At 42.3% G+C, this 22140-nt stretch carries 16 protein-coding genes; 12 read left to right on the forward strand and 4 right to left on the reverse strand.

Going from position 1 to position 22140, the window contains the following annotated elements; all coding sequences use genetic code 11:
- Positions 1-290: 290 nt before the first annotated feature.
- The 12 genes from H6G26_RS29345 (at position 291) to H6G26_RS29400 (ending at position 10812) form a co-directional block, all read left to right on the forward strand.
- A complete protein-coding gene (locus H6G26_RS29345; RefSeq protein ID WP_190733792.1) occupies positions 291-551 on the forward strand; it encodes a hypothetical protein in 261 nt (86 codons plus the stop codon).
- A 14-nt stretch (positions 552-565) separates the two neighbouring features.
- Positions 566-1339 carry an ERF family protein gene (locus tag H6G26_RS29350; RefSeq protein WP_190733793.1) on the forward strand — a complete coding sequence of 258 codons (774 nt, stop codon included), beginning with the start codon at positions 566-568 and terminating at the stop codon, positions 1337-1339.
- A gap of 40 nt (positions 1340-1379) precedes the next feature.
- A complete protein-coding gene (locus H6G26_RS29355; RefSeq protein ID WP_190733795.1) occupies positions 1380-1580 on the forward strand; it encodes a hypothetical protein in 201 nt (66 codons plus the stop codon).
- Complete coding sequence (locus H6G26_RS29360; protein ID WP_190733797.1) at positions 1577-1921, forward strand: hypothetical protein; 345 nt, start codon at positions 1577-1579, stop codon at positions 1919-1921. The genes H6G26_RS29355 and H6G26_RS29360 overlap by 4 nt, the downstream gene beginning before the upstream one ends.
- A gap of 320 nt (positions 1922-2241) precedes the next feature.
- Entirely contained in the window at positions 2242-2454 is a 213-nt protein-coding gene (locus H6G26_RS29365; protein ID WP_190733799.1) for a hypothetical protein, read from the forward strand.
- A gap of 177 nt (positions 2455-2631) precedes the next feature.
- Complete coding sequence (locus tag H6G26_RS29370; RefSeq protein WP_190733802.1) at positions 2632-2934, forward strand: hypothetical protein; 303 nt, start codon at positions 2632-2634, stop codon at positions 2932-2934.
- Between the two features lie 3 nt (positions 2935-2937).
- Complete coding sequence (locus tag H6G26_RS29375) at positions 2938-3513, forward strand: hypothetical protein (protein WP_190733804.1); 576 nt, start codon at positions 2938-2940, stop codon at positions 3511-3513.
- 14 nt (positions 3514-3527) lie between these two features.
- Positions 3528-3800, forward strand: coding sequence for a hypothetical protein (locus H6G26_RS29380; protein ID WP_190733806.1), 273 nt, complete (start codon positions 3528-3530; stop codon positions 3798-3800).
- A 477-nt stretch (positions 3801-4277) separates the two neighbouring features.
- Positions 4278-4688, forward strand: coding sequence for a hypothetical protein (locus tag H6G26_RS29385; RefSeq protein ID WP_190733808.1), 411 nt, complete (start codon positions 4278-4280; stop codon positions 4686-4688).
- Positions 4688-5404 (forward strand): hypothetical protein, encoded by a 717-nt coding sequence (locus H6G26_RS29390; protein WP_190733810.1) that lies wholly within the window; start codon positions 4688-4690, stop codon positions 5402-5404. The genes H6G26_RS29385 and H6G26_RS29390 overlap by 1 nt, the downstream gene beginning before the upstream one ends.
- On the forward strand, positions 5383-7386 hold the full coding sequence (locus H6G26_RS29395) for a hypothetical protein (protein WP_242053954.1): 2004 nt from the start codon (positions 5383-5385) through the stop codon (positions 7384-7386). Before H6G26_RS29390 ends, H6G26_RS29395 begins: the two co-directional genes overlap by 22 nt.
- Positions 7387-8148: 762 nt before the next feature.
- Positions 8149-10812, forward strand: coding sequence for a TonB-dependent siderophore receptor (locus tag H6G26_RS29400; RefSeq protein ID WP_190733812.1), 2664 nt, complete (start codon positions 8149-8151; stop codon positions 10810-10812).
- A gap of 25 nt (positions 10813-10837) precedes the next feature.
- Here the strand turns inward: H6G26_RS29400 and H6G26_RS29405 are convergent, their stop codons facing one another.
- The 4 genes from H6G26_RS29405 to H6G26_RS29420 all read right to left on the reverse strand — a co-directional run.
- Positions 10838-12160, reverse strand: a complete 1323-nt coding sequence (locus H6G26_RS29405; RefSeq protein WP_190733814.1) for an MFS transporter — start codon at positions 12158-12160, stop codon at positions 10838-10840.
- A gap of 113 nt (positions 12161-12273) precedes the next feature.
- Positions 12274-16932, reverse strand: a complete 4659-nt coding sequence (locus tag H6G26_RS29410) for a non-ribosomal peptide synthetase (RefSeq protein WP_190733815.1) — start codon at positions 16930-16932, stop codon at positions 12274-12276.
- Positions 16932-21611: a type I polyketide synthase gene (locus H6G26_RS29415; RefSeq protein WP_199327143.1), complete on the reverse strand. Its 4680-nt coding sequence runs from the start codon at positions 21609-21611 to the stop codon at positions 16932-16934. The genes H6G26_RS29410 and H6G26_RS29415 overlap by 1 nt, the downstream gene beginning before the upstream one ends.
- A gap of 146 nt (positions 21612-21757) precedes the next feature.
- The coding region (locus H6G26_RS29420) for a phosphopantetheine-binding protein (RefSeq protein ID WP_242053955.1) at positions 21758-22140 on the reverse strand (383 nt) is incomplete at its 5' end.

A 22140-nucleotide genomic window follows, 5' to 3' on the forward strand; every position in this document is an offset into this window, starting at 1 on the left:
TCCATTTCCTCGATTTGTGTGCAGTGCCATTATTCAATCCAAGACTTTTATCAAAAACATATTTGGTTTTAGACAGTTTTGATAGTGCTTTGAGTTCCTTATCAAGGATTGATACCAATGAAACAAACAGCTAACAGTTTCCATTTCCATTCCCGTACTACGAAAATTTACTACGGCTTGGAGCAAATAACAACTGCTGGCAATAGCGATTTATGTCAAAGACTCAGCATTGAGATGGTTGATACTAACGAAGAGAATTGACAACCAATATATACCAAACCCGACATCTTATGAAATTCACCACTGTATCTGTTAGCTACTCTAGAAAACTCAATCTTGGTGACTACGAATCGCTGGAACTGGGTTGTTCTTTATGGGCGCAAGTTGAGGATGGGGAAGATGCTGATGGAATAACCCAATTCCTCTATCAACAAGCCAAAGCTTCAGTAAAACAAGCGGCAATGCCTGTCTTGAAAGCCTCAGAGTTTCAAATAAATAAAGCTAAATCTAGCAAAAAATTGTCTGGTGATATCAACGAAAGTTACTGGTAAAGAGGAGCCGGACAATGCAAGAACTAATCAAAGCTTTAATCAAAGCAAAGGCAGAGTTTAACCCCATTCAAAAAGACGGTACTAATCCTCACTATAAACGCAAATATGCAACACTAGATGCTGTGTTAGATGCTGTCACCCCCGGACTCAGTAAACATGGATTAGTAATAATTCAAACCACCGAAATCTTTGAAAGTAAAACCGTGCTGCGGACTCATATTTTTCATGAATCTGGAGAGAGCATCGCTAGTACTTATCCTTTGCCTGAGATTGCTGACTCTCAAAAGTTTGGTGCAGCATTAACTTATGCACGGCGATATGCCGTTTGTGCAATTTTATCGGTGACGGCAGATGAAGACAATGATGCTGAAGGCACAACTACTCCTCAAAAGCCTGAACAACCACAGAATAACATTAGACACCGCAAAGACAATCAACAGTATAGAGTCCAGCCACTAAAACAAGCTGTAACTCCACCATCAACCAACCCAAAAGATTTGCGAGTCAAAGAAGTTCGCACGCTTTTAAATTATCCATTGGATTTAGTCAAAGAGTGGCTGCATTGTCGAAATGTTACGAGTCCGAGTGAGCTTGATTCTCTTGAGATTGACGAACTAGTGAAAACTATGTGTTTGGCTTGGGCTGGGAATAAGTTTGGACATCCGAATCATACTGTTAACTCTTATCAGAAACACGTCGTTGATGCTGTATTACGAGGTGTTTCTGAGACGGAAGCAATTCAAGCATGGATGGAAGGAGCGCTTGCACAAATGCCTGAACTGAATTGAAGTAAACATTTCTTCTCATAACACCAATAGGAAAAATATTATGTCGAGAAAATCCACTTATTCCACCCCTACTGACCAATCCTCACTGTGCCTACAGTATCTCCGCCGTTGTGGAGGTAGCGCTCGATTATGTGCCATCAAATTTAGTCTGGGGGTGATTCAAACGTTGGTCAATCGTAAGCTGGTAAAAGTGACAAATACAGGTGCAGGATTTTTTGTGGAGTTAGACGAAGCCAAATGAAAACTCAAAAAATAATTCAACAATCATCTATGCCCTCAAGCACTCCGAATAAATTAGTTCTTCGTCGGACTCGAAAAAGATTTAACCCCAAAGTATTCATCAACCGCACTATAGAAACGTTTGCAATCGGCTCTCTACTTTTAACTGGTTTCTCAGGAGTGGGAGCGATGGGATGTTGGGGAATGGAGATTATCGAGACGAATGCTGACCCCAACATAATCATCTCTGGTTGGCAGCAGCAGAAAAACATTTGCTTGGGTGCAATATTGGTTAGTTTTTCCGCTTTCTTGGGCAGTTCTCTAATCGGAGCAAGTTTCAGTATTCAACGAGATAAATTTTAGAGAGATAAATGACGATGGAAATCAAATTAACTACATCAGAGATTCGGGCTATCTTGCAAGGATGTCAATATACGTTGCGGCTTGTGGGGAGCAGTAAGGATTATCGCAGGCTTCAATCGTCCTCCTTCCTTTTCTACATCAAATGATGTGGTATTAAACGATGCTTTCAATGTTTTGGGAGAAATAGTGAGCGCAATTCATGACATGGAGCAGATGACCGAATAGCAAACAGGAAAAGTCTAGAAATCAAGTAGAGATTTTCCAACACCGGAGGGCTATTCCCTACCACAGACTAACCCTACACTAGGAGCGATCGCAGTATGGTACAAAACATTGGTATTAAACCAATGCATCCAAGAGAATTCAAAATAATTCACAATGCTTCTATATACCTGATGCATAGACTTAGTGATTATCCTGAACAAACAATAAGTCATTGGTTAGCTGACGAAAGTAGTACAAGGTATCAACAACCAAAACCACAGGTACTTAATCATTTTGGAGCTATCCATAAATTATTATCAGGTACTTAGCGTCAGCCTGACGCTAAGTCATTAGAAAAACCCTACTCACCAGCCGGTAGGGTTTTTATTATTAGTATTAGCAGTGCCGGAATTCAATCGGAACTCAACCGGAATTCAATCGGAACTCAACCGGAATTCAATTGGAATTCAATCGGAACTCAGTCGGAACTCTAGGAGCCGAAACCATTGCTAATTCAAGGAAGCTGTGTAGTTGAACAATTGTTAACACGAGAGGAGGCAGCCAGACAATTGGAGCCATCAGTTGGAATTAGACAGTTCCAAAAGTATTTAGACTTAGCTTCTTTGTACTTGCCAGAATTTGAAGATTTTCGGGACGAAGATAATGGAGGGCTAAACCGACGAGCGAAGTTGACAAACTGGCATTTACCTGTGCTTCAAAGAATTAGAAGTTACGTTTTAGCTAAAGGTTCTTTGAAAAAAGTGGCAATTGAATTAAAAAATCACCCCGAAAAGTTTTTAGGAGCCTAAATCATGATTGTTAAAGAATTTGCACAAGCTCTCAATAAAGTACCAGGAAAGGTAGTTGATGAATTACGCCGTCAATATCCAGAGCAAAAATGGACGGTCGATTCACAAGTTCCAGAGGAGATTTTAGCTAGATTTCGAGACATTACCAATAGTGAGAGATTACAGCCTCAACAATCACCAATAGCAGATATACCCGAAACCACAATCACCAAAGCTGACGAAGCAATTCAACAAGCCTCATACAAGTTGACTGCGGCTGATAAAGAGACTATTTCTGGTGCTATAGCCGTTCAAAATGAGCAATCTAAGATTTTGGGTGCATCAACTGGTGTCACAGGAGCTTTGTTGTTCATGGAATCTTTGATTGGAGCTAAGGGGACGGTATTGGATGCCTTTGCGGAGCAATCTATGTTGGAAGTTGATAACCAAATTACCGAGATAGATCAGAGTTTGATTAATTTGGCAGAAGAAGCCTCAACAAGACTGGGGGAGTCTATCCGAAAAAAGGAACAACTCAAAGCGCGACTCAATTTGTTGCGGGAGAGAGTTTCTTCAATGGGGACACAGATCCGATTTTAGAAGCTTATAAAACAGTGGCAGCATTGCTACAAATCCAAAATGAAACTGTTGCCACTGTTGCCGAAATCCGATTACTTCAAGAGCTATTAACTCATCAAAAGAAAAATCAGGACATGGATATTCTCAGTACGGGATTGTTTGCTACTTCAGTTATTGGCGCTTTAGGTGGCAGTGCATATATCGTTAGCAGCGTTGTCGCTACTGGATTAATTGGTAGCGGGATATTCATTCCCTTGGCATTACTTGTTGGTGCAGGATTAACATTTCTGGGACGGGCATCAAAGTAATAGTGATGGGCGGGAGTGTTTCATAAAACTGTTTCATAGAACTGTTTCATGAAACGTTTCAACGGTTTCATCAATGTTTCAGGGCGTGAAACACCATGAAACAGCATTCTCCCAGCATGAAACATGAAACGTGAAACATGAAACACCAGACAATTCCTTGCTCGAAAGCCTTTATGGGCGGGAGTGTTTCATAAAACTGTTTCACAGAACTGTTTCATGAAACAGTTTCAACGGTTTCATCAATGTTTCAGGGCGTGAAACATCAAACGTGAAACATGAAACACTAGTCAATTCCTTGCTCGAAAGCCGTTATCAAGGGTATTGTTTCACGAAACTGTTTCACAGAACTGTTTCATGAAATGTTTCAACGGTTTCATCAATGTTTCAGCGTCGTGAAACATGAAACGCCTCATTCAAAGATATGTGTAAAACATGGAAAAAATTTGTACTAAGAACGCGCTATAGCACAGCAGTCTCATGTATAAGAAACAACTGTACTTAGCTTTGGCTGGTGTTGGCATCTGCATGTTGCCTGTAATCATCCCTTTAGTACCCAAGTTGGGGGCTTATGCAGAGCTTCAACGGCTAAAAGCCACAGAAGAACTAGAACGTTCGCGTATAGAAGAACGGGCTAAAACCAGTGATGCTCTATATGAGGCGGGAGTGATGCCCACAAGTCGCAAGTTGAGAATTACCAATTACTTTGATAGCACTAAACGCAATCCCAGACCAGACACAACCCTATATCTTGATGATGAGATTGTTGATGTTTTTGACGCAACGGGTAAGTGTATTGGACGAATTGAAGAAGGAATTTGGAAGTGGAAGCACAAAGCTAAAGGGATTTGTAAAAGCGTTCAAAATATCAAACCAGTGAGGAGAAAGTAATGGCTAATAGTTCATCAAGTGCGGAAACTAATAGTACTAGTAACAGCGATGGTAAGCCCAAAGATAAGAAGCGATCGCTTGGTGAAATCATTGATTTTTGTGCCAAGGCTGTTGTGATGATTGTCGGTTTACCCATTAGGGCTGCGGCTGCTATCGTTAATCAGTTTGTTGCTAATGGTGGTGCAGGTCGTGCGTTAGTTGGCGGGATTTTATTTATCGGCGGTTCCATAATCAGTGCTGATTCAACTTGGCAATTAATCTTTCAAGGTCCCCCTGTATGCCCGTGGTTTGAGCCGACTTGGAATTGGCTAAATGTACCGTTTGCACTGTTCAACCCGTTTTTTTACCTTGCATTCATAATTTCTGTAGGCGTTCAGGTAATCGAAGCCCACGCCCTACGCGGTAAGAACCCAGATTCCGCACGACGGGAACTTCAAGACCACATGGTTTATGACCTTGAAACCAAGCCTAGTGGCAAGATTGACTTGGTAGGCCAACTCTGGGCGGACTACAAGACCGCAGGTATACGTGATCGCTCCAGTGCAGGGCTGGTTGTGATTGCGGTTTGGACGTTCGATATTGTCACCACCTTTGCGGCTCGTAACCCATTTGAATTTACAGCCCCATTCATGATTTTGGGCTGTATCTTGTTTAACATCGGCACAATGATGGCTGGTGAAATTGGGTTTGCTATTTGGCGACTGACAAAGGATTAGAACGGAAACCGCCCAAGAAACCAATAACTATAAAAAAAGGGCGGCAACGTTTATCAAGGGAGGCATTTATGCAAAGTAACGATATCCCAAAAATTACAACTAAGGAAACGGAACATTTACGCGAATCATATCCTAGCTTGTCTCACTTGGAAGCTGGAAATATCGCCCAATGGCTGCAAGAGAGAAAAGATGGATTATTTGAAATGGCACGGGCATCTGAGAACGAAGCAGACATGACCCGTGTACTTGGTTTGTTGGCTTCTGGGATCGGAGCAGTTTGTTATGCGGTCAACCCACTGGCACTAGTTGGTGGTTTAATTGGTGGTGCTGCATGGCTATGGTTTGTTGTCGAACACTCCAACCGCACTAAAGAAATTGCCCCCTTGCCTTTTGTACGTGGCAACTTTATAGACGCTCTAGCTCGTGCCGGGGATTATGATGCTAGGAGCAATTATCAAGCGGATCATCTTGCCAATACCGTTAAATTCCTAGAACGACAATCAGCACAAGAGTACGCCTTTCTTCTAGCTGAGTTTGAAAATATTGTCCAGTATTTAACGCAAGTTGAACCAGGAAAACGTTTTTACGCTTATCGCTGGATGTTTGGCTGGTTTAGTAAGCTTAAGGGTCGTCAGCTACCGACTTATGAAAGCATGGCTCTCCATTTACAGGATGTGACAATTGACAGCCGGGTGAATCGGTCGGAGATAAGTGCGATCGCACAGGCAAACGTCCAGTTACCACCCACCGTAGATATCAAGCAGTTTCAATCACCGACTGTAGATATTGGCAAGATGAACCAAGCTGTGGAGCTTTCTAGACCGACAGAGTTACAGTCATCAGATGATGGGCTTGTACCAGACACTATAATTAATCTCCCTTTAATTAATAGGGCAAACGCACTGATCGCTGCTTTAACGAAAAGTGGTTTTCAAGTAGAAGATATGATGAGTTCTCAAGTCATTGCGATCGCTGGTACTCAGCGAGGTGGCAAAGGAACCTTAGCAGCAATCTTAGCAACATTATCAACTGCACTTGACCCCGGATTGAACACCCAATACTTTACTGCTGGGGTGGACGTTTACCCCTTTGCCTGTAACTTGACCTCTGCTCTTAAATACCCGGATAAAGATGCAGATGGGGCTGATCAACTCGTCGCTCGTGATTTATTGAAATTTCTTAAGGGTTTAGATGGAAGCGAACCTTACTCCCATAAAAACTTACTGCTAGTAATTGATGAAGCCATGCGGTTGCTGTCATTGTTGGAGGAGAGCGATCGCACCTGGGCGATTCAATATTTACTTTCTCGCTTCGCTAAATCTGGTGGTACATTAATTATCGTGCTTCATGGCTCTAACCTGACAAGTGTGGTCGGTAAAGCTACGGCTGGGCTGGCAGATACTTTTAAGCAATCAGTTAACTTTATTGGCTGTGTAGCTCAAGCGGTTAGCGCTGGTGGTCTACGCAAAATGAATGTTGCTAGTGGAGAATATTTCAAAGCCAACCCTAACAACTTTGGAGAACCTGTTAGTGGTGGCAACTTGGGCATGATTCCCGAATGGCTAAAGACTTACAAACACCCAGGTAATGGGCAACCAGACCCAGCCAGAACATTACTTCAATTCTTCCCAGAATTAGTTCAACAGCATGAAAGGGCAGTCATACCCAGAGGGGAGAAGATTGCCCCATCAGATGCAGTTAATCATCTAGAGTCCATTTTTTCAAAGCCTTATCAGGAAGTGGAATTTCTGGAGGTAGAAGAGAGCAGTATTTCTGAGGCTGATTTAGAACAGATTGTGGCAATTGTTGCGGCTACTGCTAGTCCTCCAACTTCTTTTGCTGCTATCAGAAACAGCCGCAAATGGGGTGAAGAGAAAAAGAGTGTTCTTTACTTGAGGAATGCCTTGTCACAATTAATTGACAGTAACCGATTGTGCGGAAATGAGAAAGATGGTTTCAGCGTAACTAATATTAACCAGTAACATTCGTCACAGTTCCCGTTGAGTTCTGGTCGAGTTCCTGTCGAGTTCCGGTATTCTTACATCTGTCGACGTTTTGAATAGGTGCGACGGCAGAGGATTGTGCTGACGATGTTGGGTGTGGTTGTTTATACGTTCCTCTGGCTTTTCTCGCTAAGTCATGAAACAACGAAATAGCAAGGGTTTCACACTATATATTCTTTTCAAAAAATTAGCTTTAATGACAATAAATTACAAGATGAAATAGGACTTTTGAATAGAGGTAGTAAGCGACACCGAGTAGCCCATCGTAAACATCTATGTAGGCATCGCTTCGCCAAGGAGATAACGGATGAGGAGAGCGAAAAACTACACTGTGCCCCGATATTTTATTTATCTCGATAGATACATTCTACGTATTTACTTGCCTTCACATATATAGGTTTTTTTCTTGGGTACTTACTCAAAAAAGTATTTTTATTCACTATCATCAAGTTTGACAACTTGTCATTTGACATCTTTGCTACAAAAGGCAAACATTTTAATAAGGAGGTATTTAAGAAAAAATTAAGAGCCACGCTTTGAATTTAGTCCTATTTTCTACTTGCCTACAGCCAATTTTCTATTTATCCATTTTTTATTAAAAAGTATTACTGTTAGCACAAAGTATGATATTTAATTAATAACAAAAAAAGTATTACAGCTACTAAGATTTGCCAACTGTCTTTGGTAGTTGGAAGTTAGTCGCTGTTCAAACTACTTTAGTGTGAGGACGTTGAGAAATTCATGAACCAACTGTATCTACTAAGGAATTTAGGGCTAGCTATAGTCATAGTAGCGATTTTCAATCAGCAAGCATTAGCAGAAGCTAACACTACAAAAACAAGTCATACAGCAGAACTAGTCACTATTAAAGATATTCCCCAAGCTAAAAACATCCAACATCCTTACACCAATATTAAGGAGTGGCTAGCGCAGCAAGAGCAATCGAGTCCGATTATTCAAGTAACAGGAGTCAGGCTAAATCAAACACAAAGTGGTTTAGAAATCATTTTAGAAACATCTGTTACATCTGACAAGCTGCAAACTTCATTTAAAAGTGAAGGTAATACCCTGACTGCTCTGATCACCAATGCTCAATTAAAACTGAGTAGTGGTAATTTTTTGCGCTCTGAAAAACCCATTGCGGGAATTAAGCTCTTACAAGTCACAAATCAGAATCCTGGTACTGTCCAAGTAACACTGACAGGTGAAGACGGATTACCAACAGCCGAGCTGTTTGACAGCGATGAAGGTTTGGTTTTCGCGGTGACACCATCTGTAACCTCAGCAGAGAAGCCCACCCCTAGCCCTTCCCCGCCTACAGCACCCCTACCCACAGACGAGGAAAGCTTACCATTACCTGGTAGTGAAACACAGCCTGCAAAACCATCAGATGCTGGTGAAGAACCGATTGAGCTAGTAGTGACGGGAGAGCGAGAGGAAGGGTATCGGGTTCAAGAGTCAACGACCGGAACTAAGATACCTGTGCCGCAACGTGACCTACCCTTATCAGTACAAGTAGTACCACAAGCCGTGATTCGCGATCGCGGGCTGACACGTGTGGAAGAGTTCACTGAAAATATCAGTGGTGTGACTCGGTTCCCTGGCTTTCCGTTTGCGCCCGGATACCGGGTGCGGGGCTTCGGGGAAAGTTACCAACAACTCCGCAATGGTTTTCCAGACTCGGCTTTTATCAATCCACACGGGTTTGCGAATGTCGAACGGGTAGAAGTTCTTAAAGGGCCAGCTTCGGCAATCTATGGGGGGAATTTTGCCTTCGGTGGTGTTGTAAACACAGTCACAAAGAAGCCTTTAGAGCAACCATTTTACCAACTGAATTTCACGGCCGGGAACTATAATTTTTTTCGTCCGGCATTCGATATAGGAGGTCCTCTCACCGCAAATGGTTCTCTCACCTACCGTTTGAATGCTTCCTACGAATCCGCAAACAGCTTTCGGGATTTTGTCTTTAACGAGGACTACTTCATTGCGCCAGCTTTTACCTGGCGCGTTAGTCCGCGAACAACGTTAACAGTAGAGTACGAGTATTTCAAAATTTCTAATAACATTTTTGGTGCTAACTTTCCACCAGAGCGAGAGTTTTTGCAAGTGCCTATTAGCAGGTACCTTAGCGAACCAGACTTAGGACCCACTACGGGAACAACACACTGGGGATATTACGACTTTGAACATCGCTTTAGTGATAATTGGAGATTTCGGCAGGGGTTTAGCGTACTCGTTGCCGATCTCAATATTGGCTCGGAACGATTGGCTAGCACTGCGCTAGAACCGAATCGGCGAACGCTCAACCGTGAATCCGTTAAGGGACCACAGAATAATCAACTCTATACGCTGCAAAACGAAGTCATTGGCAAGTTCAATACAGGCTCCGTGCGACACAATCTTCTGTTTGGCGTGGAATTAAGTCGATTTGTCTATCCCTATACTCGGAGCAGCGCGCCTCTGGCTTCCATCGATATCTTTAATCCTGTTTATGGTGCTAGGCCTGGAGCTTACACTCTGTTGGACTCTGCGGAATTTGGCAACGATAGTCTCGGAATTTACATACAAGACTTGGTTGAGCTTGCCTCAAATCTCAAGGTGTTAGGTGGCATTCGCTTTGACTCTGTTTATTCCTTTAATGAAAATAGACTAACAAATGAGTTGACAGACCGATCAGATACAAAAATCTCTCCCCGCGTGGGCATTGTCTACCAGCCAACGAATTCTACTTCTATTTATTTCAACTATGCACAAGCCTTCGCTCCCAACACTGGTTACATCACCCGGACGGAAGAATTATTACAACCGCAGACCGGAGACCAGTTTGAGTTTGGACTTAAACAAGATTTCTTCGAGAACCGAGTTTCAGCGACCTTGGCGTTTTACCAGATTACCAGACAGAATGTGCCAACAGCTGACCCTGACCCGGAATTTCGAGACTTTTTCAGTGTTGCAACGGGTGAACAACGTAGTCGTGGAGTTGAATTGGATATTGCCGGAGAAATTTTGCCAGGATGGAATATCATCGCTAGCTATGCTTACACGGACACAGAAGTAATAAAGGATACGAACCCAGAGATAGTTAGCGATCGCTTGCCTGGTGTTCCATATCATAGCGCCAGTTTATGGACGACTTATGAGTTGCAAAGTGGAAATTTGCAAGGATTGGGATTTGGCTTGGGGCTGACGTATGCAGAAGATGCTGAGGTGATACTACCTAATACTTTCCAGATTCCCTCTTACCTCAAAGCAGACGCGGCTCTTTTCTACCGTCGAGACAACTATAGATTCGGGTTAAATTTCAAAAATATCTTCAGCACAAGATATTACGACGTTGATAATGGCTTTGCTTTGATTCCTGGAGCACCTTTTACAGTTTTGGGAACGCTGTCAATCAATTTCTAAATAAGTCGGGGGACGGTATTGAATGTCACATAATGTTGTGATCGGGCAATATGTCCTCTGCATTTTTGATGATTTTGAAAAGATAACCACTTAGGCCAATTAATATACCTAATAAGCCTAGAATAAAAAGGACTAAACCCATTCCAGCACCAGGGCCAATACCTATGATTCCGCCAAATATAAGTACAATGCTACCTCCTGGCTGCATTGCTGGCTCAAAAATGTAGTCAGCTAGTGGCCCTGCAATAATTATGGCTAAAGGCATAGTAATTTCTCCTATCTGCCGTTGCACGCCAAAAACACGCCCTTGCAAATCGGGTGATACCTTGGCTTGCCAGATAGCTTGATTACAGCCATATATAATTGGGGGAAAGAACTTAGTAAAAAAAGCGGCTGTAGCCCAAACAGGAAGGTTTTGTCCCAGTCCCATCAGCATTGTACCCAGTAAACTAGTAAATGCTATCCCAAGCAAAACCCCGTGTATTTTACGCCTCGGGCCACCCCAATAGCCCATCAACAAACCGCCAGCTATTCCCCCAATACCAAAAGCTGAACATACACTTCCAAAGATGAGTTGATTGTTGTTTGTACGAGCCAAAATCATGGGTGCAAATAGAGCCATATAAAAGCCGAAAGTAACATTGATAGTGAAGAAAATAAGTAGAAGTCCGCTAAAGCTTGGACGCTTAAAGATGTAGCAAAATCCGTAAATAGAATCTTGCCATAAACTAACGCTGCTCACTTTTTCAACACCTGTTTTTTCTGGCTGCGGAATATAGATGAAAAGCAATGCACTTATTGCTATTATAAAAGTAAATATATCAATGGTCATAATACCTTTAATGCCAATTACTGCAAACAAAAAGCCTGCCAACAAAGGAGCAAAAACACCCGAAATAGACTCCCAAAGTGAGAGCATACCGCTAGCTCGACTGTATTGCGCTTTTGATAACATTAAGGTTACAGCAGCATAATAGGCAGGAAATTGGAAAGATTCAAATATTGAAGTAATAGCTGTGGTTAGATATAGATGTTTAACTTCTAAAGTGTTAGTAGCATAAAGTATCAATAAACAAATTGTTCCTAAACCTGCGCCTAAGTCGCTGATAAATAAAATCAGTTTTCGATTGCAGCGATCCACGAGCGCGCCAGCAATAGGGCTGAGTAGTATAGATGGCATAAATGAACAGAACAATACCAAAGCTGTAGCTGTGACTTGTTGGGTGATTGTGTATGTCCAGATGGTAAGAGTAAAGCGGGTCATAGCAGTACCCAACTGTGAAATCACCTGGCCAAACCAGATAAGTGTAAATCCCTTCATGCCAGTTAGTAGCTTCGCTTTACTCATCAAATTTCTCTCTTGCAATGTGTGGCAACTATCCGTAAAGATGGCTTTACTAATTCGTAATTCGTAATTAAAATTATCCGAACTTGGTATAAGATTGCTAATGCTTTGAAATGCTACAACCGAACGATTGATGAAATGAGCGATCGCACTGTCTCCATGAAATATTCGGCTAGACTCTCAATAGTAGACTGTCGATGAACATTCTGACTATAGATGAAATCCATCTCCAGTCTGTCCTCAGATATTACCCCGATGACATCTAGTAAATGCGGTCGATTTCCTTGTTTCTGCCTAATTGTTCCGGGAGATTCTGGGGCAAATTGAAATAAAGAAGTTTGAGGAAAATCTACTTGACCAAAGTAGTTGAAAGCAACTTCAGGTTCAGGTAAAGACCTTAATTTTTGGGCAACTTGAATATCTGAAGTAAGATAACGAACAATACCATAGCCGATACCTCGGTTGGGAATGCGTTGAATTTGGTGTTTGACCATTCGCAATGTATCTTCCAAAGTATCTCCATTGCCCATATCTAAAAACACAGGGTAGATGCTGGTAAACCATCCCACGGTGCGAGATACATCTACATCTTCTAAAATTTCCTCGCGTCCGTGACCTAAAAAGTTGAGCAACAGAGAACTTTCGCCTGTCCACTGGGACATGGCACATAATAAGCTAGCCAACAACACCTCTTGAGCTTGAGTGTCGTAAAGAGGAAACTCCCGCAGCAGCACATGAGTTTCTTTTTCATTGAGAAACCTGGAAACAGTGTGGCTAGAATATTCAGTGTTAATGCCTTGAGGATAGTCCACTGGCAAAGGGTTTGCTTGTTCGGGAAGAGTTTCTAGCCAGTAGGACAACTCTTGCTGAATCTTATCTGACTGTGCATATTTGAGCAGTTGTTTAGACCATTGCTGGAAAGAAGTACTCTTGGGGGGAAGCTGAATAGCTTGGCCACAACTAAGCTGTTGATAGACCGCTTGGAGATCCTCTACCAAAAATCGCATCGAAACCGCGTCAATTACTAGGTGGTGAGCAACTATTAATAGAAGGTCTGATTTGTGGGGGCTGATTTCAAAGAGAACAACCCCTATCAGTGGTTCTTGGGACAAGTCGAAGCTAGCCAGTAACTCTGCTGCCGTTGCATCGATTGCTTGTTGGCGATCGCTTGTTGATATGTGCGATAAATTAATTCGCTCAAAAGCGATCGCTGCCCCAGGACTGGCATTATACTGCTCCCAGCCAGAAATATTTCTTTCAAAACGCAAGCGGAGAGCATCATGGTACAGCAGTAAATGTTGGAAAGCATCTTCCAGCAGAGATACGTCTACTTTTTGCCGCACCTCCAGCAGCCACGTTAAGTTCCAAGGATAAGAGTTTGGCAGATCCTGCTCGAATAAAAAGTGCTGGATGGGGGTGAGGGGAACCAAACCCGTTACAGGTTCCTGTGCGGTGTAGACTGCTGTCACTGTGCTAGCTATCGCTGCTACCTCAACAATAGTTGGATGCCCAAACATCTGTCTGGGTGTTAATTGAATACCTGCTTGCTTGGCACGAGCGATCGCCTGCATAATTAAAATCGAATTTCCACCCAAAGCAAAGAAGTTGTCGTGAATGCCTACAGGTTTGACAGCAAGTACTTCAGCCCAAATTTCCGTTAGTATCTTCTCTATGGGAGTGCGAGGTGCTGCATATTCAGTGCGGCTACGCCCTGAGGTGATAGGAATTTCCAAATCAAATTTGCTGTTGACTTGCTCAAGTGCTGGTAATGCCCGCCGATCTACCTTGCCGTTAGGTGTCAGTGGCAGGGCATCCAATATCATGAATGCAAAAGGCACCATATACTCAGGCAACTTCTCACTCAAGAAGTGGTGCAGTTCATCAACGGTAGAGGCTGGCTTTTGCACGGGGACTACATACCCCACCAAACGCTGATTGCTTTGCTGTTGACCTACCGTAACGACAGCTTGATACACAGCCGGATGCTGCACCAAAGCCGCCTCAATTTCTCCTAACTCAATGCGGTAGCCTCCGACTTTAACCTGGTAATCTTCCCGTCCTAAAAACTCAATCTGACCATTTGGTAAATAGCAACCTAAGTCACCTGTACGGTACAAGCGACTACCAGTAACGGGATGAGTGATAAAGCTAGTAGCAGTCTTTTGTTCATCCCGCCAGTAACCTTTTGCTAAACCAATTCCGCCGATGTATAACTGTCCCGGAACCCAAATAGGACAAGGTTCTAGTGCTTCATTAAGGATGTAAAATTGCTGGTTGGTCATTGGATAACCGTAGGGGATGCTTTTCCCGTTTGGGTCGATAGTTTCAATCGGGTAAAGAATTGACCAAACCGAGGCTTCGGTAGCACCTCCTAGACTAATAACTTGAGCGTTTTTAGCTATAGCTTTAATTAGAGAAGGTAAAGTAAGTGGCAGCCAGTCTCCACTCAGGAGTACTAGGCGTAAAGAAGTCAGCGAAAATTCCGAGCGCCCATAGGCATATTCTACTAACATCTGCATTTGGGCTGGTACTGAGTTCCAAACAGTAATTTGCTGATGTGCGATCGCATCCAACCAATAAGATGGATCTTTAGCGGCATTTGCTTCGGGAATGACAATTGTTGCCCCAGCAGCTAAAGTGCCGAAAATGTCGTACACCGACAAGTCAAAGCTGAGGGAGGAAAGCGCGAATACTCGATCGGATGAATTAACATCAAAACGTTTATTGATATCGAGAATGGTGTTAACAGATCCTTGATGGTCTATCATTACTCCTTTAGGCATCCCTGTAGAACCAGAAGTGTAGATAACATAAGCTAAATCTTCGCTTTGCTGTACTGGATGTAAAGCTACCTCGTTCTTCTGCAATACGAATTCTTCTGTATCCACACAAATACAGCAGACTCCCGCAGGCCACTCAAGGGTTTGATTGAGTTTTGATTGGGTAAGAATTACTTGTACTTGTGCGTGTTCTAGCAGATGCGATCGCCGTTGAATCGGCAGTCCGGGATCGATGGGTATGTAGGCTGCGCCAGCAACTAAGATGCCCAAAACAGCTACCACCTGCTCCCATCCTTTCTCCATAACTACAGCCACCAGAGTGTTTGGCTTTGCACCCAAATGCCGCAGTCGATGTCCTAATGCTTGTGAAAGGCTATGCAGTTCTTGGTAAGTTAGGGTACGGTTTGGTGCAATAATGGCGGCATGGTCAGGATGCTGTTTTACCTGAGACTCAAATAAAGTGTGCAGCAGCGAATTTGCTACTGGTGCTGCTGTGGCGTTGAGGGCAGCGAAAAGCTTTCGTTGGCTATCTGGTAACAGTTGCCGTCTGGTTTCCAACCAAGCTGATTCATCATTAGCCAAACGAAACAGAAAACCACAGTAAGCTTCAAACATATCATCTAGAAGCCCACCAGGAAAAAGTTCCTCAACAGCATCCCAGTTAAAAACTAAAGTCTCTTCTTCCTCATAAACTTGATGGTCTAGCCAAACTTGAGGTGTTTGGGTGATGCTGTAAACTACCGAGCCAAATGGGGCAAATGGGTCAGTATTCTGTCCTGCTTCTGTTAAGGTAAGGGTGCTGGTAAATACGACTGGCATCAAAGCTTTTGATTCCTTACCTTGGATGCAAGCTAATTCTCGCAACACTTGTATTCCGTCAAAATAGCGATGATCTAAATCTAACCAAAGTTGTTCTTGTATATTTCGAGCATGGGTTACAAAGGAGTCTAAAGTTGAGTTGTCTACAGCAAGTAAGCTTAATGTCGTGAAATCACCAACAATTTTGTTGACTTCAGGATGCAGGGGTAGGCGATTAAATAGCGTTAGGTTGATGGTAAACTGGGGACATTTGCTCCAGACATTCAGAACTTCGGCAAAAGCAGCTAATAGAACTCCTGATGGCGTTAAACCGACCTGATTAGCTCGTGTTTTCAGTTGTTGCCAGATTTTTGGTTGTAGGGTTGCACTGCGACGCACAAACCGAGGGGAATGTATCAGGCTCGGATGTTTAGCCAAAGGTAATTCGGGTGCGGGTGGCAGGGTATGAATTCGCCTCAGCCAATAGTCCCGCGATCGCTCATACTCACAAGAACCTTGCAGTGCGACACAAGCGAGAACATAATCTCGGAACGATACCGTGATCGCATCTAGAGGAGCATCGGCATCTTGGTAGAGTTCCCAAAGTTCTTGTAATAAAACTTGTAGGCTCCAGTCATCGCCAATTAACAAGTCAAAGCTGATATGTTGCCGAATACACCGTTCATTTAATATAGAAACACGAATGTCGAATAAAGGCCAGCGATCGGTTGGCAGTATTTGATGAGACATTTCTTGGCGAGTCGCTTCTAGTCGGGAAGTTGCTACCTCTGGGCTTTCTCCACATAGATCCAACACTTGAATTTGATAAGGTGGTACAAAGTTCAGAATTTGCTGTTCTCCAGAAGGTAAGACAATCGTTCGCAGCATTTCATGACGTTCGATTAACTTTTGCCAAGCTTTTTCATATCTTTCTAAATCTAAATCAGCGCTTTCAATTTCCCAGTAAGCATGAGCTGCTACATTCCCCAATTCCAGCGTTTCACTACGACCGATCCAGTAAGCTTGTTGAATGTTAGTAAGTGGGAAAGGTTGGTGCCGTTTTTCTCGAGCAGATATTATGGGAGGAAGTGATTGGGTTTGCGAAAGTTCTATTCCTTCTTCTGCAAGTAAATATGCGAGAAGATCGCGTTCTTCGGTAGAAAGTTCATTTCCGTCTGCAAAGCTTTTGATATTCATTAAACTCTAGCTCCCCTTTTCCTTTCTTGAAGCGTCTGTTTGATGTCTTGAGCAGACATATTTTTGAGCCTTTTTAAAGCTTTAGCAATCTTTTCGGTTTGTCCTGGCTTTGGTTCGTTAGTAATAATGGCCTGCGACAAATCTGCGATATTAGTTGCTTTGAAAAGAGTGCGAAGAGGTAGTTCTACCTGGAAGGTATCACGCAACCTAGAAACTAACGGCAAGGCAAGCAAAGAGTCTCCTCCTAGTTCAAAAAAGTTGTCGTATATACCTATTTGTTTGATCCCAAGCAATTTTTCCCAAATCTCAGTAACAGTTTCTTCAACCTCATTTCTCGGAGCAATGTAGGAATTTGATAAATTCGGTCTAGGATGGCTCGACGATGAATTTACTTCTTGGGAATCTTTGACTTTTTGTAAAGGTTTAAAGTTAATCCATTGGTCAATCCTAGCTTTTAAATCTCCTGTAGAAATGACAATTTGAGTCGGTGCATTTATGGCTAAAATACGTTGTAAAACTTCCACCCCTTCTGCAAGTGTCATCGTTAATTCAGCCATACTTGCTCCTAAAGCTGTTGTTGTTGGTTTTTCTTCTTTAAATTGCCAGTTGTCCCAATTTACATTCAGCCAGGGGAAAGAGTGTGTTTGGTTGCACTTATAAGCAAAAGCATCAACGAATATGTTGGCGGCAGAGTAGGCTATACAACCTAATCCTCCTAAAACAGATGATAGGGAAGATATCAATAGACAAAAATCAAGTTCTCTTCCTTGCAATTCTTGTTCTAATACTATTAATCCGCGTCCCTTAGCCTGAAACTGCTGCTCACACTCGGTTTTATCTGTTTCTTGGATAGAGCGAAATGACTTTTCTCTGACAATGCCTGCGGCATGGATGACTCCATGAAGCAAACCAAATTGTTCGTATGTCTGGGTAATGACTGCTTGCATTTGGCTGCGATCGCCCACATCTGCATTTTTCACCAAAACTTCAGCACCCAGTTTTTCAAGTCCTTGCAATTTGTGAATTTTGCGACTAATTTCATCCTGAGAATCGTGAATTTTCAGCCATTTTTCCCACTCCTCTTTTTTGGGAAAAGGCGATCGCCCAACTAATATTAGTTTGGCTTGCACAGTTTTTGCTAAATATTCAGCAAGTACCAAACCAAGACCTCCTAGCCCACCTATGATGAGATATACTCCACCTTGGCGCAGCCTTGTTTTGCTCTCAGCTTTATCATCCAGTTGTATTGCTTCAAAAGTTTGCACCCATCGATGATTTCGCCGGTAAGCAATAACTAAGTCAGACTGTGCTGTTGTAAATTCAGCTATAAGTTGCTTGATTAGCTTATTTTCCTGGGGAGTTTTGATTTCAGGAAGCACAATATCAATGCTGCGGCAAGTTATATTGGTATATTCTTGAGGAATAACTTTACACGGACCTAATAAAGTCGCCTTTTCTGGAGAAAGTACTTCTTCTTCCGTCACTCCCTGCATATTCGCCGATACGACTTGGATTTGCAAAGAATCGGTAAGATTTCTATCTTTAAATGCTTGTACAAAATAAAGTAGGCTGTAAAAACCAAGTTCCTGAGAGCTTTCAAAAAATTCAATTTCAGATTGTTTCTGCTGATGCGGTTGAATGCTCCACAGGTGTGCAACTATTTGGGGAATTTTTCTTAAAGTGCAAAGTTCTTTCAGTAAGCTATCGTAGTCCTGGCGCGATCGCGGATTGATAATATACACACTATCGTCAACTTTGCGAAACTCCTCACCAATCATCACTTTAATAACAGTCTGCTTTTCTTGTACCAAAATTTGGGCAATTTGCTCTCCCAAACCGCATTCATCCACAAACATCAACCAGCAACGTTTTCCGCTTTCTAATTCTCCCGGTTGAAATAATTGAGGTACAATAGAACGTTTCCACGATGGGATGTAAAACCAGTTGGTGATGTCAGGCTTTTTGCTTAATGATACTGAGCAATTAATTTCAGCGTCAGATAACTTTTTTGGTTCAATCCAATAACGCTGACGTTCAAATGGGTAAGTTGGTAAGGGGAGACGATGACGTTTTTCGTAAGCGTAAAATTTAGACCAATCTATTAGCGTACCCTGAAGCCAGAGCCTGCCCAATGTATTTAATATAAATTCTATATCTGATTGTTCTTCTTGAGGATGTCGCAACGAGGAAAGCACAATTTGGCTGGGTTCTTGTTCGAGATGCTGTTTTGTTAAACTGCTTAATGTTCGCCCAGGGCCAACTTCTAATAAAATTTGTTCCGGCTCTTTTAACAGTTCTTGTATTCCAGAAGAAAACTGTACTGTGCAGCGCAAATGTTTCGCCCAATAGCTGGGGCTTGCTGCTTCTGTTGCTGATATCCAAGTGCCTGTAAGATTGGATAAAAAGGGAATTTGAGGGGGGTTCAGCTTAACTTTTTTTACCAGATCGGTGAATAGTTCTAAAATAGAATCCATCATAGAAGAATGAAAAGCATGGGAAGTATGCAAGCGGCTGAATTCTATACCTTTCGCCGCCAACTCATCTTCTAGTTGGGCGATCGCTTCTACCGTACCAGAAACAACACATCGAGATGGTGCGTTAATTGCTGCCAAGGAAATTCCTTCTTTTAAGAAAGGTTGCACTTCTGCTGCTGACAAGGAAACAGAAAGCATCGAGCCAGGAGGTAATTGCTGCATCAATTTTCCTCTAGCTGCCACTAATACCAAGGCATCTTCTAAACAAAAGACACCAGCGAGACAAGCAACTACATATTCTCCAATGCTGTGACCGATCGCAGCTTGAGGTTGCACTCCCCACGACATCCACAATTTAGCTAAAGCGTATTCAATGACAAATAATGCTGGTTGTGCGATTGCCGTCTGTTTTAGTTCCTGCGTTGCTTTATCCATATTTGATTCATTTGGATACAGCACTTGTCGCAAATCTAAATTCAGATGAGGTTGTAGCAGTTGACAGCAGCGATCGACTTCCTCTCGAAAAGTTGGCTCAGTTTTGTAGAGTTCCCGCGCCATATTTACATATTGTGTTCCTTGACCAGGGAACATAAATACAATTGGTCTTTCACTTGGCTTTTGCAAGTGATGGGATTGCTGCAAATTCAATGTTTCCAATGCATTTACCGCATCTTCAACGTTTTGACACACCAATATCCGGCGATAATTAAAAACGCTGCGCCCCACTTGTAATGTGTAAGCTACATCGGCAAGATTAATATCAGGATGCTGTCTAAGATGTTGAGCTAAATTCTTAGTAGCAGTTTCTAAAGCCGAATCAGTTTTAGCCGAAAGTAGCAACAACTGAGATTTTCTCCCCTGCTCCCCTGTTCCCCTACTCCCCTGCTCTCTTAAAGAGGGCGCTTCCTCTAAAACTATATGAGTGTTAGTTCCCCCGAAGCCAAAGGAACTAATACCTGCACGACGGGGAGTGCCATTTGTCTTCCATTCAGATAGAGAAGTGTTGACGTAAAATGGACTATTTGCGAAATCTATTTGAGGATTTGGCTTCTCAAAATGCAAGGTGGGTGGCAGTAATTTGTGTTTGAGAGATAAAACAGTTTTAATTAAACCAGCGATACCAGCAGCCGCATCTAGATGTCCGATATTAGTTTTGACAGAACCGATTGCACAGTATTGTTTCTGATTAGAATTAGTAGGAAAAACTTTAGAAAGAGCAGCAATTTCAATTGGATCTCCTAAAGGAGTTCCGGTTCCATGAGCTTCAATATAGCTAATAGTTTCGGGTTCCACACCTGCTACAGACAAAGCTTCTGCGATCGCTTTTGCCTGTCCGTCAACGCTGGGTGCTGTGTAGCCAACTTTAGAAGAACCGTCATTATTGATAGCAAAACCTTTGATTACTGCATAAATGTGATCGCCATCTGCAAGAGCATCTTCCAATCGCTTCAAAACGACAATTCCCAATCCATTACCGCCAACAGTTCCTTGTGCTTTAGCATCAAATGCGCGGCAATGTCCGTCTGGGGAAACAGCTCCTCCTTCTTGATAAAGATAACCGAGTTTTTGCGGAACTTTAATCGAAACTCCACCAGCCAAAGCCATATCGCATTGATAATCTAGTAAGCTTTGGCAAGCCAAGTTTACAGCAACTAATGAAGTAGAACAGGCAGTTTGAACGCAAATACTAGGTCCGTTAAGGTTTAATTTGTAAGAAACGCGGGTAGCTAGATAATCTTTATCGTTACCAATCAAAACTTCAACAAATTCTGAAGGCTTTCCTAGTTTCCATTGCGATCCCAAGTTTAATAGTGAATAAGTGTTAATCCCTGAACCAGCATAAACACCGATTGCTCCTTGATAATTTTCAGGAGTATAGCCAGCATTTTCCAAAGCCTCCCAAGCGCACTCCAAAAATGTTCGCTGTTGGGGATCTATAATTTCAGCTTCTTTAGGAGTCATCCTAAAGAATTGAGCATCGAATAAATCTACATCTTCTAGGACATATCCTGCTTTAACAAATTGAGGATTTTTTACAATAGCGGGGTCTATATTTTCCTCCATTTCCTCAGAAGAAAAAACCGAAATTGATTCAATGCCATTTTTTAGGTTATGCCAAAATGTTTCAATATCTTTAGCTTTGGGAAAACGACCTGCCATCCCAATAATAGCTATTTCGGTCAAATCCATTTCTTCTTGATTCATCACGGCTTTCCTCCAATAAACACAAAGCTTTCCTTAAACCTCCGCGTTCCTCTGCGTGAACCTCTGCGCTCCTTTGCGTTTAAAATTCTTTGTGAAACTGTACTTTTTTTAAGGCACAGGTACGCAGAGGTTTTCTAAAGTTTACGCTAAATACTACTCAACTTCTTATTGCCACTTCGTTGTTTTTGTAAAGCGGCTTCTTTTCGCTTTTGCCCTCGGTCGTAACCTTCTTTAAAAACAATATTTTTAATTTCTTTTTGGCTTAAAGCTTGCGCTAAAGTATTGATTGTTGGATGTTCAAACATTGTGACTACTGGAAATTCTGCTTCCAGTTTTTCTTGCAACTTGGTATAAGCTTGGATTGCCTTTAAAGAATTTCCGCCCAACTCGAAAAAGTTAAAGTGAATATCTATAGCACCTTCTAAGTTAAGTATTTGAGTCCAAATACTAGCAATTATTTGCTCTAGTGTATTTTGGGGAGCTACAAAAGGTTTATTTGGATTTAATTTGATTGGATTCAGTTCGGCAA

It is taken from the genome of Nostoc sp. FACHB-888 (assembly GCF_014696655.1).
In the GTDB taxonomy this organism is placed as follows: domain Bacteria; phylum Cyanobacteriota; class Cyanobacteriia; order Cyanobacteriales; family Nostocaceae; genus Nostoc.

Coding starts and splice junctions, on each gene's coding strand:
- H6G26_RS29345 (WP_190733792.1), top strand. CDS start 291: ATGAAATTCACCACTGTATCTGTTAGCTACTCTAGAAAACTCAATCTT.
- H6G26_RS29350 (WP_190733793.1), top strand. CDS start 566: ATGCAAGAACTAATCAAAGCTTTAATCAAAGCAAAGGCAGAGTTTAAC.
- H6G26_RS29355 (WP_190733795.1), top strand. CDS start 1,380: ATGTCGAGAAAATCCACTTATTCCACCCCTACTGACCAATCCTCACTG.
- H6G26_RS29360 (WP_190733797.1), top strand. CDS start 1,577: ATGAAAACTCAAAAAATAATTCAACAATCATCTATGCCCTCAAGCACT.
- H6G26_RS29365 (WP_190733799.1), top strand. CDS start 2,242: ATGGTACAAAACATTGGTATTAAACCAATGCATCCAAGAGAATTCAAA.
- H6G26_RS29375 (WP_190733804.1), top strand. CDS start 2,938: ATGATTGTTAAAGAATTTGCACAAGCTCTCAATAAAGTACCAGGAAAG.
- H6G26_RS29385 (WP_190733808.1), top strand. CDS start 4,278: ATGTATAAGAAACAACTGTACTTAGCTTTGGCTGGTGTTGGCATCTGC.
- H6G26_RS29390 (WP_190733810.1), top strand. CDS start 4,688: ATGGCTAATAGTTCATCAAGTGCGGAAACTAATAGTACTAGTAACAGC.
- H6G26_RS29400 (WP_190733812.1), top strand. CDS start 8,149: ATGAACCAACTGTATCTACTAAGGAATTTAGGGCTAGCTATAGTCATA.
- H6G26_RS29405 (WP_190733814.1), bottom strand. CDS start 12,160: ATGAGTAAAGCGAAGCTACTAACTGGCATGAAGGGATTTACACTTATC.
- H6G26_RS29410 (WP_190733815.1), bottom strand. CDS start 16,932: ATGAATATCAAAAGCTTTGCAGACGGAAATGAACTTTCTACCGAAGAA.
- H6G26_RS29415 (WP_199327143.1), bottom strand. CDS start 21,611: ATGAATCAAGAAGAAATGGATTTGACCGAAATAGCTATTATTGGGATG.